Genomic DNA, 18099 nt, shown 5'->3' with positions numbered 1-18099 from the left:
CAATTTCTTCAGCCCTCCACCACGGCGTTTCGCCGCCGGCTACGAAAGGATTCCGCACACACCATGACCTACATCGATGATCTTGCTGAACTCGGTACTTCGACATGGCTCGATGATCTATCCCGCGAGCGCCTCGCGTCAGGTAATCTCCGCGAGCTTCTCACCTCTAAGTCCATCGTGGGTGTCACCACGAACCCGGCTATCTTCGCCTCTGCTATGTCCTCCGGAGCCTCCTACGACACAGACATCGCAGCTCTGAAGGACAAGGGAGCCTCTGCTGATGAAGCTGTCTACTCCCTCGCTATCGACGATGTTCGCAATGCTTGCGATGTATTTTCGGAGATCTTCGAAGAGACCGGAGGCCGCGATGGCCGGGTGTCCATCGAGGTGGATCCGCGCATCTCCGCTGATGCTGAGGCCACGTTGGCCCAGGCCCGTGAACTGTGGGCACAGGTGGATCGCCCCAACCTCATGATCAAGATTCCCGCCACGGAGGGTTCTCTCCCCGCCATCGTTGATGCCTTGGCTGAAGGCATCTCCGTCAACGTCACACTGATTTTCTCGGTGGAGCGCTACGCAGAGGTCATTGCTGCCTACAAGGAGGGCATTGCGCGCGCGGCGAAGGCCGGTAAGGACGTCTCCGCTATTCACTCCGTGGCGTCCTTCTTCGTCTCGCGCCTTGATACCGAGGTGGACAAGCGCCTCGAATTGCTGGGTAGTGACGAGGCTCTGGCGCTCCGTGGTAAGGCTGGTGTGGCCAATGCCCAACGTGCCTACGCGTTGTTCACCAAGGAGTTTGGCTCTGATTCGGGGCTGCCGCAAGGCGCGCAGGTACAGCGCCCGCTCTGGGCCTCGACTGGTGTGAAGAACTCGGAGTACCCCGCCACGCTGTATGTTTCTGAGCTGGCAGGCCCGAACACGGTAAACACCATGCCGGAAAAGACTATCGACGCTGTCCTTGAGCAAGGCAACCTTCACGGCGATACGCTCAGTGGCGCCGGTGCACAAGCAGAAGAGGTCTTTTCGCAACTTGAAGCAGTTGGCATTGACTTCGCCGATGTCTTCTCCGTACTGGAGCAGGAAGGCGTGGACAAGTTCGTTACTGCCTGGGAAGAGCTCCTCGCCTCGATGGCTGATCGTTTGGCTTAACCCGCACCTTCGCAGACTCCCTCCGCAGCCGGTAATGCTCCTCGGCTGAGCATCTCTTTAGGGTTCAGCCGCACCACGCGCCCCACCAGCACGCAGGCAACTATCGTTGGTGGGGCGCGTATCGCTATGCTGGGCTGTTGGACTTACCTCACACAGACCGAAAGGACACTTAGTGAGCACTACCAGCGCGTGGGTCAACCCGTTGCGCAACGCGAAGGACAAGCGTCTTCCGCGCATTGCTGGACCCTCTGGCATGGTGATTTTCGGCGTGACCGGTGACTTGGCACGCAAGAAGCTCCTGCCGGCCATCTACGATTTGGCCAACCGCGGTCTGTTGCCGGCCGGCTTTACTCTCGTGGGCTACGGCCGCCGCGACTGGGACAAGGAAGCCTTCTGCGCCTACGTTCGCGAGGCTGCCGAAGCAGGCGCCCGCACGACCTTCAACGAGCACGTCTGGGAGCACCTGGCCAAGGGTATCGAGTTCGTCCAAGGCAACTTCGATGATGCCGGCTTTGACAAGCTATCGGCACGTCTCTCCGAACTCAACACCTCCCGTGGCACGGGTGGTAACTGGGCGTACTATTTGTCCGTCCCACCAGAGTTCTTCTCCGATATTTGCCACCAGCTCGAGCGCGTCGGCATGGCCTATAGCACGGAAAGCTCGTGGCGCCGCGTCATCATTGAAAAACCTTTCGGTCACGATCAAGCTTCGGCCCGTGAGCTCAACGAAATCGTGAACGCCGTTTTTCCAGAATCCTCGGTCTTCCGTATCGACCACTACCTAGGCAAAGAAACCGTGCAGAACATCTTGGCACTGCGCTTTGCCAACCAGATTTTTGAACCGATGTGGAATGCCCACTACATCGACCACGTCCAGATCACGATGGCAGAGGACATCGGGCTTGGTGGACGTGCCGGCTACTACGACGGTATTGGCGCTGCGCGCGACGTCATTCAGAATCACCTGCTGCAGTTGCTCGCACTTGTGGCCATGGAGGAGCCTTCCTCCTTCGCCCCAGCAGCTCTACAGGCCGAAAAAATCAAGGTTCTGGAGGCCACACAAGCGGTGCATCCGCTCAACAAGACCACTGCTCGCGGCCAATACTCGGCCGGTTGGCAAGGGTCGGTCTATGTCAAGGGCTTGCGTGAAGAAGAGGGCTTCGACCCTGAATCCACGACCGAGACCTACGCCGCCTGCACCCTCAAGGTGAATTCACGCCGGTGGGCTGGAGTCCCCTTCTACCTGCGCACGGGCAAGCGTTTGGGCCGCCGCGTAACCGAGATTGCCCTCGTGTTCAAAACTGCTCCGCACCAACCTTTTGACCAAGGTCAGGCCGAGGCACTCGACCAGAACGCCGTGGTTATCCGTGTGCAGCCGGATGAAGGTGTGACGATGCGCTTCGGTTCCAAGGTTCCGGGATCCACTATGGAAGTCCGTGATGTCAACATGGACTTTGCTTACGCCTCCGCCTTTACGGAGGAGTCCCCTGAGGCTTATGAACGCCTCATCCTCGATGCCCTATTGGACGAGTCCTCGCTCTTCCCCACCAACCGTGAGGTGGAGTTGTCGTGGTCCATCCTGGACCCCATCATCGAGTACTGGTCTGGCATCGGCCAGCCCGAACAGTATCGTGCGGGAACGTGGGGGCCCGAGTCCGCTAATAGAATGGTGCGCCGTCAGGGTCACTCCTGGCGCCGTCCGTAGGTCCTGAGGAGTAAAGCACCATGATTATCCCTTTGCCTGATACGACGACGCGCAAGATTTCCCAGAAACTCGTCGAGATGCAAGAGCACTACACGCTCACCACAGGTCGCGTCCTCACCCTCATCGTCATGACCCAGGAGGGCGACGACCTCGACAACCTGCTGGATTCTGTCCGCGATGCCTCTCATGAGCACCCCTCCCGCGTGATTGTCATTGCGCGCGGCAACCCTGCTGACAAGACGCGCCTCGATGCCGAGTTACGCGTTGGTGGTGAGGCCGGCGCATCCGAAATCGTAGTTATGCATCTCCACGGCGCATTGGCCGACCAAGCAGAGGCAGTCGTGACTCCCCTGCTGTTGCCCGATACGCCTATCGTGGCGTGGTGGCCTACGGCCTGTCCTCAGTCCCCGGCTTCGGTTCCGATTGGTACGTTGGCGCAGCGCCGCATCACCAACGTGGCCCACGGCGATGGCGTCGATCAATACGACCTTCACTTGTTGTCGTCGGGGTATAAGCCGGGAGACTCCGATATGTCTTGGGGCGCCATCACTTTGTGGCGCGGCATTGTTGCCTCCGCGCTGGACCGGCATCCGCACGAGCACGTAACCTCGGTGGAGATTGCCGGTGCGCACAACCACGCGGCCGTGGACTTTGCCGCCGGCTGGCTTCTCGACGCCCTCTCCGTCCCCGTCCACCGCACGGTCGCTGAGTATGACGGCACGACATTCCCGATTACTTCCCTGGTGTTCCGCCGACCAACCGCGGATGTCAGCATTACGGTCGTCGACGCCGAAACCGTCAGGGTCACCGTACCGGGTTCACCGGAATCACTCGTGAGCCTAGCGGTTCGCTCGGAAGCTGAGGTGTTGTCCGAGGAGCTTCGCCATCTGGACGCAGACAGGACATACGCCCATGCTCTCCGCGCTTTGGCGAACGTAGACTACAGTGAGAAGCAATAAAGAAACTGAACCTCGATAGTTTTCACGAAGGATCGCTCTGCACCATGGTTACTCTTCACCGCGTCAGCGATGTAGACGAGCTCATATCCTCCGCCGCCCTCGCGTTTGTTGATGCGATCGCGGCAGTCCAGGCCCCAGGCGGTGGCTTGCATAAGGACGGCGTCGCTCGCGTAGTGCTCACCGGTGGCGGCGCGGGGATTGGTCTCCTTCGCGAGCTAGCGCGCTTGGACCAAGCTGCCAAGACGCAGGGACCCGATTTCCCTGCTCTTGCGGTGGATTGGACGCGCGTTCACGTTTTCTTTGGTGATGAGCGCAATGTGCCCGCCACGGACCCGGATTCCAACGAGGGCCAAGCCCGGGAAGCACTCCTCAGCCACGTGGGTATTCCTGAACATCACATCCATGGCTACGATCTCGGCGCTATATCGATGGAGCACGCAGCGCAGGCCTATGAAGGCGAGATTCGCGAATTTGCCCCGGAAGGTTTTGATCTCCACCTGCTCGGCATGGGCGGAGAAGGCCACATTAATTCGATATTCCCGCACGCAGAGGCCGTGTATGAAGACAAGGACTTTGCCTTCGCAGTCCATGACTCGCCCAAGCCACCAGCTGAGCGTGTCACGCTAACGTATCCTGCCATCAACCGTTCGCAGCGCGTTTGGTTCCTCGTCGCGGGCGAAGAAAAGGCAGAGGCCGCTGCGCATCTCGTCGCCGGTGCCTCTGCTGAGGACTGGCCCGCTGCCGGTGCCCACGGTACCGAGGAAACGATTCTCTTCCTCGCTGACAGCGCTGCCACGGAGCTCTAGGGCCTGGCCTACTGAGGCTTGTGCAAGAAAGTAGCCCCGCCTGGGGGCTCTCACGATATAGACAAACGCCGCGACCCCACCTTCTCTTAGAGGGGGTCGCGGCGTTGTGTGGCTGTGCCGCCCGCATGCACATAGCGCGCGGGATGGTGACCGTTCTAGCTGTATGCCTGAAGCAGGTTCAGCGCCACGATGCAGGCGAGCCAGATAATGACCATGACCACGGTGTAGCGATCAAGGTTCTTCTCCACCACGGTGGAACCAGAAAGGTTGGACTGCACACCGCCGCCGAAAAGGCTCGACAGGCCGCCGCCCTTGCCCTTGTGCAACAGCACGAAGATGGACATAAGGATTGCGGCAATCACCAGGATGATTTCCAGTGCCAAGATCATGAAATAGTTCCTTGTTTACACGGTTAAGACGTTTGCTAATGGTTGCGCGGCATCAAGACGGCACTACTCGAGGTGCCTGAAGCATCCAGCCAGCGCAGGATATTCCTCGATGCTACACCATAAAGCGGGCCGGAAACCATTCCGACCCGCTTAACGCTAGTGCAGCTGTTTAGCGCTGCTGCGTGAGTGCGTCAATGCTTAGGCATCCGAGGCTGCGTTGGCTGCCAGCTTGGCAAACTCCTCGCCCTTGAGCGATGCGCCGCCAACCAGACCGCCATCAACGTCCGGCTTGCCCACGATCTCAGCAACGGAGTCAACCTTGACGGAGCCGCCGTAGAGAATGCGGATGCTCTCAGCGACCTCATCGCCACCAAGCTCGCGGACGAGGTCACGGATAGCCGCGCACACCTCCTGGGCGTCATCAGCAGAGGCCACCTTGCCGGTACCGATGGCCCATACTGGCTCGTAGGCGATTACAGTCTTGGCTAGGTCTTCGGCGGACAGGCCTTCCAGCGAGTTTCGGGTCTGCGTTACCACGTAATCAACGTGAGTGCCCTTTTCGCGAACGTCAAGTGGCTCGCCTACGCAGACAATAGGGCTGATGCCATTGGCCAGGGCTGCGGCAGCTTTCTCAGCTACGAGCTTGTCGGTCTCGCCGTGGTATTGGCGACGCTCAGAGTGGCCAACGACGGCCCACGAGCAGCCCAGAGCAGAGAGCATCTTGCCAGAGACTTCACCGGTGTAGGCGCCGGACTCGTGCTTGGAGATGTCCTGGGAACCATAGGTGAACTTGAGGTCGTCCCCATCGACAAGGGTCTGCACGGTACGGATATCGGTGAACGGAACCATAAAGGCTACGTCGACCTTCTCGTAGTAGTCCTTAGGCAGTGCGAAGGCAAACTTCTGCAGGGAGCCGATGGCTTCCTTGTGGTCGAGGTTCATCTTCCAGTTGCCGGCAATAAGTGGGGTGCGTGCCATGATGTGCCTTTCTACAGGTTGCGCTTAAACGTAGTGGATTAGGACTCGAGGACCTTGACGCCTGGCAGTTCCTTACCTTCAAGGAACTCGAGGGATGCGCCGCCACCGGTGGAAATGTGGGAGAAACCATCCTCGTCCAGCTCCAACAGCCGGACGGAGGCAGCGGAGTCGCCGCCACCGACGACGGTGAAGGAGCCACTATTAGCGGTGGCATCGATGATGGACTGTGCCACGCCAGCGGTGCCCTTAGAGAAAGCCTCCATCTCGAAGACGCCCATGGGGCCATTCCAGAAGACAGTCTTGGAGGTGGCGATGACCTCGTCGAACTTCTTCACGGACTCCGGTCCAATGTCGAGGGACATCCAGCCCTCCGGAATGCCATCCAGGGCGACGACCTTGTTCTCGGCCTCTGCATTGAACTCGGTGGCAGCAACAAGGTCGACTGGCAAGACAATCTTGTCGCCGAAGCGCTCGAGCAGATCCTTGCAATTGTCAATCTGGTCTTCCTGCAGCAGGGAGTTCTGTACGTTGTAACCCTGTGCTGCCAGAAGGGTGTAACACATGCCGCCGCCGATGATGACCTTGTCGGCCTTGCCAGCTAGCGCCTCAATGACGCCGAGCTTGTCGGAAACCTTGGCGCCGCCGAGAACGACGACGTAGGGGTGCTCCGGCTCCTTAGCTACAGCAGCAAGGGTCTCTACTTCCTTCTGAACGAGCTTTCCGGCGTAGGCAGGAAGGCGCTTGGCCACGTCGTACACGGAAGCCTGAGCGCGGTGAACAACGCCGAAACCGTCGGAAACGAAAGCACCGTTGTCGGCAGCTAGAGCAACGAGTTCATCGGCGAAGGCGCCGCGTTCTGCCTCATCCTTGGAGGTTTCACGAGCATCGAAGCGAACGTTCTCCAGCAGGAGTACATCGCCATCGTTGAGGCCGTTGGCACGCTCGTGAGCGTCTTCCCCGCTGACATCGCCAGCGAGCGCCACGTACTGGTCGAGGGCTTCGGACAACGCCTCAGCAACTGGCGCCAAGGAGTACTTCGGGTTGGCCTCACCCTTCGGTCGGCCAAGGTGAGCGGACAGGATTACCTTGGCGCCGCCCTCTACGAGAGCCTTGATGGTGGGCAGAGACGCGGTGATGCGGCCGGAGTCAGTGATGTTTCCTTCATCATCCAATGGGACGTTGAAATCCGAGCGGACGAGGACGTGACGGCCCTCGACGCCTTCCGCGAGCAGGTCATCCAAAGTCTTGAAAGCCATGGTGTTCTCCTTTAATGGTCAATGTTCAAGCTAAAGGTTAGAGGTATTCAGTTAAGAAGTGTGGGAGGGTGCATCCTCGTCACCCCCACAGACGACGACCGGCCCAGCGCACGCCACGATAGAAAGGGCGTGGCGCATGGGCCGGAGTAGTCACAGCGCTATCACTGTGGTCATCTAAAGGCGCCGAAGCCTTAGAGCTTGGAAGCCACCAGGGAGGTGACACGAACCAGCTGGGAGGTGTAGCCCCACTCGTTGTCGTACCAGCCAAGTACCTTGACGAAGTTGCCGTTGGACACCTTGGTCATGCCAGCATCGAAGATGCAGCCGTGCGGGTCAGTGATGATATCGGTGGAGACAATCGGGTCCTCGGTGTAGCCCAGGGTCTCACCGAACTCGCCGGTAGCAGCCTCCTTGATGGCAGCATTGATTTCCTCGACGGTAACGTCGCGCGAAGCCTGGAAGGTCAGGTCGGTAGCGGAACCGGTGATGGTCGGTACGCGCATAGCGTAGCCGTCGAGCTTGCCTTCCAGCTCCGGGAGAACGAGGGAGACTGCCTTGGCTGCACCGGTGGAGGTCGGAACCATGTTCACGGCTGCAGCGCGAGCACGGCGCAGGTCACGGTGAGGGGCATCCTGGATGCGCTGATCGCCGGTGTAAGCGTGGATGGTGGTCATCAGGCCCTTTTCGATGCCGAACTTCTCGTGCAGGACCTTAGCCATCGGAGCGAGGCAGTTGGTGGTGCAGGATGCGGCCGAGATGACGTTGTGGTTGTCAGCGTCGTACTCATCAGAGTTGACACCGTAGACGAAGGTAGCATCCACGTTCTTGCCTGGTGCAGAGATGATGACCTTCTTGGCACCAGACTCAAGGTGTGCCTTTGCTGCTTCACCATCGGTGAAGAAACCGGTGGACTCGATGACGATGTCAACGTTGTGCTCAGCCCAGTTCAGGTTCTTCGGGTCACGCTCAGCGGACACTGCAACACGGTGACCGTTAACGGTGATGGACTCATCGTCGTGCTCAATCTCGCCATCGAAGCGACCGAGAACGGAGTCATACTTGAGCAGGTTTGCCAGAGTAGCGTTATCGGTCAAGTCGTTGACGGCGACGACCTGAAGGTCATTGTTGCCCTGTGCAACTGCACGGAAGAAGTTACGGCCGATGCGGCCAAAGCCGTTGATGCCTACGCGAATGGTCACTGTAATGTCTCCTCAAATAATCGAGTGAAGTTCTGCGTGGGGACTTCCGATAGGCGGCCACTCTCTCGTGACGTCGACGGTTTTCCCAACACGGCCGATACTACCCACGGTTTTTGACCTTCGCAGAGGTCCGTAGCTCCCTTAACAACCACTCGAGCAGCGCGTCCAAAAGAGGCGTACACTGGTGGAGCTGGTTTTGGGGGCTCGGGGGCCGTATAGACCGATACACCTGCAGATATGACCGTTCGTGTGGGGTTATGTTGCATAGTGTTGACTCGAAGTGGGATATGTCACCCAACCAAAAACTAGTGAAACCACCCAGACATACATTCAGGGTGGCTTCGCAAAAATCCGTCAGACTAATGTCCGAACGGGCATTAACATTCCTTAGGCATCGTTAAAAAGGTCCTCGGTTACGGACTTCGTTGTGTCGGGGACCCCTAGCTCTTTCGCGCGCTTATCCGCCATGGACAGCAGTCGCCGAATACGGCCTGCAACCGCGTCTTTGGTCATCGGCGGGTCCGCTAGGCGGCCTAGCTCTTCCAGGGAGGCTTCACGGTGCTGAACGCGCAAACGGCCTGCATCCGCTAGGTGCTCAGGTACGTCATCGCCCAAAATCACCATTGCGCGCTCTACACGGGCAGCCGCAGTGACAGCCGCACGTGCCGAGCGACGCAGGTTGGCATCGTCAAAGTTGTCGAGACGACGGGACGTGTCATGAGCTTCGCGTTGAATGCGCTTCTTCTCCCATGTCAAGCGCGTTTCTTGCGCGCCCATACGGGTCAACAGTGCACCGATAGCGTCGCCGTCACGCACCACAACACGGTCCGCACCGCGAGTTTCCTTCGTCTTAGCCGACACTCCAAGGCGACGAGCACAACCCACGAGCGCCAGTGCCGCCTCTTGGCAGGGGCAAGTAACTTCCAGAGCCGAAGAACGACCCGGCTCAGTAAGAGAGCCCTGCGCCAAGAATGCTCCACGCCACGCAGCCTCATTGTCTGCGATAGAGCCGGAGATAACCTGTGGTGGCAGGCCTACTACTGGGTGGCCAGAACGCGTCACGAGGCCGAGACGGCGGGTCAGTTCCTTCGCCCCAGACGTAATCCGCACCTGAATGCGGTTCTTTTTTGACGAGGACGCAGGGCCCGCCAAATTCGTCGTGGCAGTGATGGAATACAGCTCATCAAGAGCGGTGACGAGGCGGTCGGCCACCGTGCTCGACTCCAGCTCGACGTCATAGGTCACGCGCTCGCCAGTAACGTGTAGCTCACCGGCGAACCTCAAGATAGCGGCAACTTCTGCCGCGCGGGCAGACTGTCGCGGTACGGAAACCGCCGTTAGCTCCTCCTTGACCTGATTGGTCAATGACGCAGACACCTCGTGTCTCCCCTTTCGACTGTTGATGCCGCCATGCGGCTGTGAGTGCCCCATAGTTTAACGTGCGAGTCGTGCACACGCGCACGCTAGGGGCCTACCGAACCGTGCTGCCGGACCTAATAGTTAGTCCACGCCGCGGCTATTCAGCCTCGCCAACGTACTCGTTATAGAGCTCGTTAAACACCGCAGCAAGCTTATCCGGACAATGCTTGTTAAGGATCTGCCCGTTGTCATCGATCTGGCACACGTCGCGGAAGACTGCCGTTGCGCCCAAGACGCTTGCAGCACGTTGGACAAACACGCGCTCGGATTCATTTGGCAGGCTTTCACTGTCGACGATGACGCGGTCGACACGCAGATTCGGAGCATGTTGTGCCAGTACGTGAAGGTGACGCTCAGCAGAAAAACCTTGGGTCTCCCCTGGCTCTGCCGACAGATTCAGCACGACAACGCGCAACGCGTCAGAGGAGGTAATGGCTTCCACGATGTCCGGAACCAGAACGTGGGGCAAGACAGAGCTAAACCACGACCCAGGCCCCAACGTGATCATGTCCGCCTCATGTAGAGCATCGAGCGTTGCTTGGTTTGCCTCCGGACGTTCCGGGATGATGCGCACGCGGCGTACCTGCCCCACCGTCGAGGCAACGGCGACCTGACCGCGAACGGAGCGCATGACGCGGGGGTCGTCGTCAAGCCCGGCTACATCCGCTTCAATATTGAGCGGAAGGTTGACGGACGGAAGCACGCGCCCGGCGGAGTCTGTGAGCTTAGCTACGGCATCTAGCGCGGCCTGAAAATCGCCTAGCACGTCACTCAAACCGGCGATAAGCAGGTTGCCCACGGCGTGGCCAGCCATGGCACCATTGCCGCCGAAACGGTGCTGCAAGGTAGTCGCCCACAGCTGACCTTGTTCGGAATCGCTCGACAGCGCTGCTAATGCCATGCGCAGGTCCCCGGGTGGAATGATGTCGAGTTCACGGCGAAGCCGACCGGAAGAACCGCCGTCATCCGCCACTGTCACGATGGCAGAGATTGCCTCGGCGCCTGTGCGGCGAGCTGCCAACAGGGTTTGGTAAAGACCATGGCCACCGCCAAGGCTGGCCATATGGGAAGGAGCTGGGGTCACGTAAGTACCGGCTTTCGATGTGAGATGTGTGAGAGAGAGTGAAATTAATCGCGATTGATGTCGCGGTGCAGCGTGCTGACGTCGATGTCGCCGCGCTCGCGCAGTCTGCGTGCGATTTCTTCAGTGATTGCAACGGAGCGGTGGTGACCACCGGTACAGCCAATGCCTACCGTGATGAAGTTCTTTCCTTCATGACGGTAGCCAGTAAGCATGGAATCAAGCATGTTAATGAAGTTCTGTATGAAAGGCTGCGCCGCGTCACGTGACAACACATAGTCAGCCACCGGCTCGTCCGTACCCCGGTAGCCGCGCAGTTCCGGAACCCAATAAGGATTGGGAAGGAACCGCACATCGACGACAAGATCGGCATCACGCGGTGAGCCATGCTTGAAGCCGAAAGACTCAAGCGTTACGTGCTGGCGTTCATGCCCCATCTCGCCGAACGATGCCTCGATGGCTCGGCGCAGATCATGGATGGACAGATTGGTCGTATCGATGATGATGTCCGCACGATTCCGGATGTCTTGAACCGCCACGCGCTCACGCTGGATACCTGCCTTGAGGGTCTCACCATCCTGGAGCGGGTGCGTTCGACGCACCGAATCAAAACGGCGGATAAGGACATCATCGCGTGCATCGAGGAAGAGCAGCGTGGGTTTCATATCCAGTTCTGCCAGCTCGTCGAGTGTCTCCGGAAGGGAACCCGGGAACATGCGGGAGCGCACATCCGTCACCGCCGCGATTTTGGTCACGGGCGAGTCGGGGCGTGCACAAAGTTTCAGCAGGTCAACGATGGCCTTCGGCGGAATGTTGTGGGCCACATAGTAGCCTTTATCCTCCAACACCTTGGCTGCCGAGGTTAAGCCTCCACCGGACATGCCGGTCACCAAAATGGGCGGGGAATCAAACAACGTCATGGCCTCTATTCTTACCACCTCACCTGAAGATTCGGTGTGAATACGGCAACGATACCGTGACGGAGGTGCAACTTCGTGCGGAGCGATGAGCGGCCCAGTAGATATCTACAGATATCTAGGACTTCTGCAAGTGGTCGTACACCGTCTGCGCGAGCTTCGGGCCAAAACCCTTGACCTCAGCGATATCCTCCACGCTGGCTTCCTTGAGGTTTTTCACGGATCCGAAGTGTTTAACTAAGTCAGTGCGGCGTTGCGGTCCCAAGCCCGGTATGGAGTCAAGCACCGATGTCCGCATCCGCTTTGAGCGCTGCTGACGGTGATAGGTAATAGCCACGCGGTGTGCCTCATCACGCAGGTGCTGAAGGAGGAATAGCGCCTGTGAACTACGTGGAAGAATGACTGGTTCATCGTCACCGGGAACCCAAATCTCCTCCAGACGCTTAGCCAAGCCAATCAGGGTGACATCGACAATCCCCAGATCATCAAAGACCGCCTGGGCAGCAGCAACCTGGGGCGCGCCACCATCGACGATAAAGAGTTGTGGAGGATAGAAGCTGCGGGTCGACGTGCTGGCGGATTCCTCACGCACGCGTTCCTCAGCAAATGTGGAGTTCTCCAGCTCCTCATCAGGCAAGGCACGTTTGTCATCGTGGTGGTGTTTGAAACGGCGTCGAGTGACCTCGGCAATGGAGGCTACATCATTCGAGTGTCCATCACCGGCGGCTTCTTTGATGCGGTACCGGCGGTAATCCGACTTGCGTGGGAGTCCATCTTCGAAAACAACGAGAGAAGCCACCACGTCGGTGCCTTGGATGTGTGAGATATCCGTACATTCGATGCGCAGCGGGGCGGAGTCCATTCCTAAGGCTTCCTGCAGTTCCTGCAATGCTGCCGACCGTGCGGTGAGGTCGCCTACGCGTTTGAGCTTGTGCTGACGCAGCTGTTCCTTGGCGTTGCGCTCCACGGTCTCCATGAGGGCGCGCTTATCGCCGCGCTGCGGGACACGCAGGTCTACGTGGGCGCCGCGTAATTCTTCCAAAACGATCGTGACTTGCTCGGCCTCCTCCGGCGGGACCTGCACCAGGATTTCACGCGGTATAGGGTTGCCGCGATGCATTTCGGTGTGGGACTCTTGGTCCACTCCCCTGCGCTCCAGTTTCGCGTCCTCAGCGGCTTCTTGGCGCTGCCTGTCAACGGCATCGGAATAGAACTGCACAAGGAAATTCTGGATAAGTGCCGGCAGGCCGGGATCCGGTTTGCCTTCCTCGATGGGCTCCGTTGTGGCCTGATCGCCTGATCGCTCTACGACCCACCCGCGCTGGCCGCGAATACGGCCGGCACGCACATGGAAAATCTGCACCGCGGCTTCAAGCTCATCCGAACAAAACGCAATGAGGTCGGCGTCAGTGCCATCAGAGAGCACCACGGCCTGCTGTTCCATGAGCTTGTCAATCGCTCCCAAGTCATCACGAAGCCGTGCGGCCAGCTCGAACTCTAGGTTCTCCGACGCTTCCTCCATCTCGTGCGTCAACCGCTTGCGCACGGGCGCGGTGTTGCCGTTCATGAAGCTCATGAGTTGGTTCACCGTCTCGCGGTGTTCTTCAGGGCTGACCCGGCCAATGCAGGGCGCGTCGCACTTGCCGATGTACCCCAACAAACACGGCCGGCCTAGGCGCTCGTGGCGGTTGTACACGCCTTTAGCGCACGTGCGCATGGGGAACACACGGGTAAGGAGATCGAGTGACTCACGTACTGCCCACGCATGCGAATACGGGCCGAAATAGCGTACGCCTTTGCGGCGCGGGCCACGGTGGAAGAACGCGCGTGGGATGGTCTCTCCCACCGAAACCGCGAGCATGGGGTAAGTCTTATCATCGCGGTACATAACATTGAACCGCGGATCGAAGCGCTTAATCCACGTGTACTCCAGCTGGAGTGCTTCCACTTCGCTGGCCACCACGGTCCATTCCACCGACGCGGCTGTGAGAACCATCTGGCGGGTCCGCGGATGTAGTTGCGTGATGTCCTGAAAGTAGTTGGACAAACGTGCACGGAGGTTCTTTGCCTTGCCCACGTAGACAACGCGGCGGTTCTCATCCCGGAATTTATAGACGCCCGGGTCCGTAGGAATGCTTCCAGGAGCCGGGCGGTAGGTCGTGGGATCAGCCACTAGTCATCCTGCGGCATGTAGCGGGCTTCAAGGTCGCGGAAGGAACGCACCTTCGGAATCACGTCAGTCTTATCGCCGGATTGCAGCGCCCACACCGGAACGTACTCGAAGTCCGGCAGCTCGATGCGCGCCATGCGCGAACCTTCCGGGAAGGACAGGCCATAAATCACCTGCCAGGGGTAAAAACGCGTACCCACAATGTTGCGAACCTCCACTCCGTCAGAATTGGCGCGGAGGCGCGGACGGGTAAGGGCGAACCAGGACAGCACAGAAATCAGCACGCCGACGCCGGGGAAAGCGAATTTATCAATGGTGGTCACGCTGGCACCGGTAAAAGACAAGCCCACAGTGAAGCCCATGAAGAGGTGCGCCGCCATGACAAGGATGACCCAGACGATCGCTACCTTACGAAGGAAAGGTGAACGGGCCTCGTATTCCCAGGGCTTCGTCGACGTCTTCGCAAAGGGATCGGCACTGGTATAGGCCAACACCTGCTCATCGCTCAGTTCGGGGCGAGCAGCGATCGGCTGCTTCTCCGAAGGAATCTGTGGGTCCGTCATCGAGTCCTCCATCCATGTATCACTCCCGCTTCTCGGCGTATCTTGTCACGGCTTGTCACAGCAAGCGCCGCGTGGCCTACTTACTGCGGGCTACTGCGGGGTCGACTCGTTTAGTGTACGCAAGGTGTGCACGGTTTCTAAAGCTGCGTGCATGGATTCCGCGCCCTTGTCTTCGGCGGAGCTTTCAAAACCTGCGCGGTCGACGGCTTGGTCATACTCGTTGACGGTGAGCACGCCGTTGCCTACCGGCGTCGACTCATCGAGAGCAATGCGTGTGAGGCCTTGCGTTACCGAGTCACACACGTAATCAAAGTGCGGGGTCCCACCGCGGACAACGCATCCGAGCGCAACGACGGCATCGTGCGTGCGTGCCGCAGCTTGGACCACCACGGGCAGCTCCAACGCGCCGACGACGCGCACAGCGGTGATTTCCGCGCCAGCTTCTTCAGCGGTCTCAATAGCGCGGCGGTGCAGCTGATCGCAGATTTCCTCGTTCCACGTCGCCGTTACCACGGCCACGCGGATGCCCTTACCGGAGACATTCTTTGGAGTAGGAAGGCCGTCTTTGCTCATTGTGTGCTCCTTTGTGAACCTTGAAGTCGTGAACGTTTAAGAGTGCTTCTTGTCCCACTCTGCCACCTGCGGCAGGTCGTGGCCCATACGGTCGCGCTTGGTGCGCAGGTAGGCGATGTTGTCTTCCGTCGCCGGGGTAGCCAGCGCGGTGCGTGCAGAGGCATCAATGCCAAAGCCCTGCAGGCCTTCGCCCTTGTGCGGATTGTTGGTGAGCAGGTTCACTGAAGAAACGCCGAGATCCCGCAGGATCTGTCCGGCTACGGAGTATTCGCGGGCGTCTTCCGGCAGGCCTTGCTCGACGTTAGCGTCAACGGTGTCCAAACCGCCGTCCTGCAGGCTATAGGCCTTAAGCTTGTTGATGAGCCCAATGCCGCGCCCTTCTTGGCCACGCAGGTAGATAACAATGCCTCGTCCGGCTTCCTGCACCGCACGCAGGGATTCCTGCAGCTGTGGACCGCAATCGCAGCGCTGGGAACCGAAAACATCGCCAGTAAGACACTCCGAGTGCACGCGCACCGGCACATCCGTGGCGCCAGCGTAATCGTTGACGTCACCGACGACGAGTGCAATGTGCTCGTGCTTGTCGACGTCATTCCGGTAACCCACCGCTTTAAATTCGCCGTGCTCAGTGGGCAGGCGGGTTTCTACCTGGCGGGTAACCTGTTGCTCGTTGTGTCGGCGCCATTCGATGAGCTGCTCAATGGAAATCATCGTGAGCCCGTGTTTATCGGCGAAGCGTCGCAGTTCCGGGGAACGCGCCATATCGGTCGGGTCCTCTTCGGACACGATCTCACACAAAACACCTGCGGGTCGCAGCCCTGCGAGGCGGGCCAGGTCGATGGATGCCTCGGTATGACCATCGCGCTCAAGCACACCGTTGGGGCGTGCTGCGAGAGGAACCACGTGTCCGGGCCGGGTAAAGTCTGCAGGTTCCGAGGTAGGGTCCGCCAACGCACGAATCGTCTCGCAGCGCGAGGTGGCGGAAATGCCCGTGGAACCGTTGGCTAGGTCCACCGTCACCGTGTAAGCGGTATGACGCACGTCTTGGTTCACGGCCATCATCGGCGGCAGGTTGAGCCGCTCACAATCCTCCGGCAGGAGTGGTGCGCAAATATAGCCGGAGCTATAGCGCACCATAAAAGCCACGAGTTCTGGAGTAGCCAGCTCAGCGGCAAAAATGAGGTCACCCTCGTTCTCGCGGTCCTCGTTGTCCACGACGATGACAGCTTTGCCGGCCGCGATGTCCGCGATGGCTTGGTCGACGCTATCTAGAGTGAAGGTTGAATCTGCGGCGGTCATAAGGATTAACTCTATCCCTCAGCAGAATGCGCAGTGACGTTAGGGTAAACCATCTTCTCCACATACTTAGCGACCACGTCAACTTCCAGGTTTACTGTTGCCCCAGGCTCCAGGGAACCGAATACAGTATCGCGCAGAGTGGTCGGGATGAGTGAGACCTCGAAGTAGTCCTTTCCCACTGCCGAGACAGTCAGCGAGGTGCCTTGCACAGCAATGGAACCTTTCTCCACCACGTAGTGCGCTAGATCCTGCGGGAGGCTGAAGCGCAGAACTTCCCAATTCTCTGATGGGGTTCGAGAAAGCAACTGTGCCGTTCCATCCACGTGCCCTTGCACAATGTGTCCGCCAAGGCGCGTTGTGGGAAGAACCGCGCGCTCGAGGTTGACCGCCGAGCCAATTTCTAGTTCTCCCAGTGAACTGCGATCCAGGGATTCCTGCATGACATCGGCGATAAAGGTGCCCTCGCCAAGTTCCGCTACGGTCAGGCACACACCGTTGACCGCGATAGAATCACCAAGCTGGGCGTCGTCTAAAACCGCCGCCGCAGCAATGCCGAGACGCACGGCATCGCCCTGGTGCTCCACGCTTTCCACGCGACCAATTTCTTCTACAAGTCCGGTAAACACCGAGTCTCTATCCTTTCCTCTGATATTCAATAAGCACGTCATCGCCTAATATCTTGACCGAGTGACGGCACCAGCGCGGCGCTTCTGCCAGCGTCGATGCGGCCGCGTGCTTAAGCACACCAGTGCCTTCACCGAGGATGACGTTGCCCAGGTAGGCCTGGATCGAGTCGACGTACCCGAGCTCCAGCATGCTGGAAGCAAGTCCGGCTCCGCCTTCCACGAGGACGTCACGGGCACCACTGGCGTACAGTTCAGCCAGAGCTGCCTGAGGCGTGGCGTATTGCTCGAAACCTAGACGTGCGAGGTTGTGAGCGCTGTGCTTGGCGACGTCCCTACGTCCCACCACGACACGCCGCGGCTGGTTATCCCGCAATCCACCGTCCGGGTAGCGCGCGGTGAGCGAAGGGTTATCGGCCAACGCCGTGCCGGTACCGATGAGGATGGCATCGCGCCGAGTGCGATCGATATGGACGTGTTCGCGGGCCCGAGCACCCGTAATCCACTGGCTTGTGCCATCAACAGCAGCGGTAAAGCCGTCGAGGCTTTGAGCAAACTTCAGCGTGACATGTGGCCGGCCCAGCTCCATCGCAGTGAGCCAGGGAATGAGCACATCCTCGACCCCTGCGGGCGCCTCAACCGTGCCGACGGTGATACCGGCCGCTGCTAGTGCGGCGGCACCGCCCGCTGCTTGCGGAGTGGGATCAGGATGGAGGAAGTAAACGCTGCCCAGGGAGGCGTCGATAAGCGCCTGCGCACACGGTCCCGTACGGCCGGTGTGGTTGCAAGGCTCCAGGGTCACCACGGCAGTCCCGCCGCGGGCCTTCTCCCCTGCCATCTTCAGCGCCACAATCTCCGCATGGGGTCCGCCGGGCGGCTGCGTGTGGCCCACGCCGGCAATTTCACCGGCGGCGTCCAGAATGACCGCTCCGACAGGTGGATTGGGGCTGGTGGTGCCTCGTGCCTGGGCGCCGGCTGTCATGGCCAGGCGCACTGCATTCTCAATCAAAGCT

Annotated in this window: 17 protein-coding genes; 4 read left to right on the top strand and 13 right to left on the bottom strand. The window is 59.4% G+C overall.

Annotated elements, in window-relative coordinates:
• Positions 1 to 63 precede the first annotated feature (63 nt).
• The 4 genes from tal to pgl all read left to right on the top strand — a co-directional run bounded on the left by tal (position 64) and on the right by pgl (position 4619).
• Positions 64 to 1149, top strand: coding sequence for a transaldolase (gene tal / locus I6J26_RS12635; protein ID WP_115022013.1), 1086 nt, complete (start codon positions 64 to 66; stop codon positions 1147 to 1149).
• Between the two features lie 253 nt (positions 1150 to 1402).
• Positions 1403 to 2854: a glucose-6-phosphate dehydrogenase gene (gene zwf, locus I6J26_RS12630; RefSeq protein ID WP_395858314.1), complete on the top strand. Its 1452-nt coding sequence runs from the start codon at positions 1403 to 1405 to the stop codon at positions 2852 to 2854.
• Between the two features lie 20 nt (positions 2855 to 2874).
• Positions 2875 to 3813, top strand: a complete 939-nt coding sequence (locus I6J26_RS12625; RefSeq protein ID WP_115022011.1) for a glucose-6-phosphate dehydrogenase assembly protein OpcA — start codon at positions 2875 to 2877, stop codon at positions 3811 to 3813.
• 44 nt (positions 3814 to 3857) lie between these two features.
• Positions 3858 to 4619, top strand: coding sequence for a 6-phosphogluconolactonase (gene pgl / locus I6J26_RS12620; RefSeq protein ID WP_115022010.1), 762 nt, complete (start codon positions 3858 to 3860; stop codon positions 4617 to 4619).
• A gap of 155 nt (positions 4620 to 4774) precedes the next feature.
• On the opposite strand, the gene secG is transcribed toward pgl, so the two are convergent.
• From secG to ribD, 13 genes are all read right to left on the bottom strand, one after another.
• The gene (gene secG, locus I6J26_RS12615; RefSeq protein WP_039675251.1) at positions 4775 to 5008 is read right to left on the bottom strand and encodes a preprotein translocase subunit SecG; all 234 of its coding nucleotides are present in this window, start codon (positions 5006 to 5008) and stop codon (positions 4775 to 4777) included.
• A gap of 198 nt (positions 5009 to 5206) precedes the next feature.
• Positions 5207 to 5986: a triose-phosphate isomerase gene (tpiA, locus tag I6J26_RS12610; RefSeq protein ID WP_115022008.1), complete on the bottom strand. Its 780-nt coding sequence runs from the start codon at positions 5984 to 5986 to the stop codon at positions 5207 to 5209.
• A 38-nt stretch (positions 5987 to 6024) separates the two neighbouring features.
• Entirely contained in the window at positions 6025 to 7242 is a 1218-nt protein-coding gene (locus I6J26_RS12605; RefSeq protein ID WP_115022006.1) for a phosphoglycerate kinase, read from the bottom strand.
• A gap of 191 nt (positions 7243 to 7433) precedes the next feature.
• Positions 7434 to 8441: a type I glyceraldehyde-3-phosphate dehydrogenase gene (gap, locus tag I6J26_RS12600; RefSeq protein ID WP_115022004.1), complete on the bottom strand. Its 1008-nt coding sequence runs from the start codon at positions 8439 to 8441 to the stop codon at positions 7434 to 7436.
• A gap of 387 nt (positions 8442 to 8828) precedes the next feature.
• Positions 8829 to 9818 carry a DNA-binding protein WhiA gene (whiA, locus tag I6J26_RS12595; protein WP_115022003.1) on the bottom strand — a complete coding sequence of 330 codons (990 nt, stop codon included), beginning with the start codon at positions 9816 to 9818 and terminating at the stop codon, positions 8829 to 8831.
• A 139-nt stretch (positions 9819 to 9957) separates the two neighbouring features.
• On the bottom strand, positions 9958 to 10923 hold the full coding sequence (locus I6J26_RS12590) for a gluconeogenesis factor YvcK family protein (RefSeq protein ID WP_115022001.1): 966 nt from the start codon (positions 10921 to 10923) through the stop codon (positions 9958 to 9960).
• A 65-nt stretch (positions 10924 to 10988) separates the two neighbouring features.
• Positions 10989 to 11870, bottom strand: coding sequence for an RNase adapter RapZ (rapZ, locus tag I6J26_RS12585; protein ID WP_115024319.1), 882 nt, complete (start codon positions 11868 to 11870; stop codon positions 10989 to 10991).
• A gap of 106 nt (positions 11871 to 11976) precedes the next feature.
• Positions 11977 to 14031 carry an excinuclease ABC subunit UvrC gene (uvrC, locus tag I6J26_RS12580; protein ID WP_115021999.1) on the bottom strand — a complete coding sequence of 685 codons (2055 nt, stop codon included), beginning with the start codon at positions 14029 to 14031 and terminating at the stop codon, positions 11977 to 11979.
• A complete protein-coding gene (locus I6J26_RS12575; RefSeq protein ID WP_115021997.1) occupies positions 14031 to 14591 on the bottom strand; it encodes a PH domain-containing protein in 561 nt (186 codons plus the stop codon). The genes uvrC and I6J26_RS12575 overlap by 1 nt, the downstream gene beginning before the upstream one ends.
• Before the next feature lie 90 nt (positions 14592 to 14681).
• Entirely contained in the window at positions 14682 to 15164 is a 483-nt protein-coding gene (gene ribH / locus I6J26_RS12570) for a 6,7-dimethyl-8-ribityllumazine synthase (protein WP_115021995.1), read from the bottom strand.
• A gap of 36 nt (positions 15165 to 15200) precedes the next feature.
• Positions 15201 to 16463, bottom strand: a complete 1263-nt coding sequence (locus tag I6J26_RS12565) for a bifunctional 3,4-dihydroxy-2-butanone-4-phosphate synthase/GTP cyclohydrolase II (RefSeq protein ID WP_115021993.1) — start codon at positions 16461 to 16463, stop codon at positions 15201 to 15203.
• 11 nt (positions 16464 to 16474) lie between these two features.
• The gene (locus I6J26_RS12560; protein ID WP_115021991.1) at positions 16475 to 17089 is read right to left on the bottom strand and encodes a riboflavin synthase; all 615 of its coding nucleotides are present in this window, start codon (positions 17087 to 17089) and stop codon (positions 16475 to 16477) included.
• 7 nt (positions 17090 to 17096) lie between these two features.
• Positions 17097 to 18095, bottom strand: coding sequence for a bifunctional diaminohydroxyphosphoribosylaminopyrimidine deaminase/5-amino-6-(5-phosphoribosylamino)uracil reductase RibD (gene ribD / locus I6J26_RS12555; RefSeq protein WP_258553371.1), 999 nt, complete (start codon positions 18093 to 18095; stop codon positions 17097 to 17099).
• Positions 18096 to 18099: the final 4 nt, after the last annotated feature.

Origin of the sequence: Corynebacterium minutissimum, assembly GCF_016889765.1 — a bacterium.
Classification (GTDB): Bacteria; Actinomycetota; Actinomycetes; order Mycobacteriales; family Mycobacteriaceae; genus Corynebacterium; species Corynebacterium minutissimum_B.
Note: the sequence above shows the minus strand (reverse complement) of the source record. Positions and strands in the feature narration are given on the sequence as shown.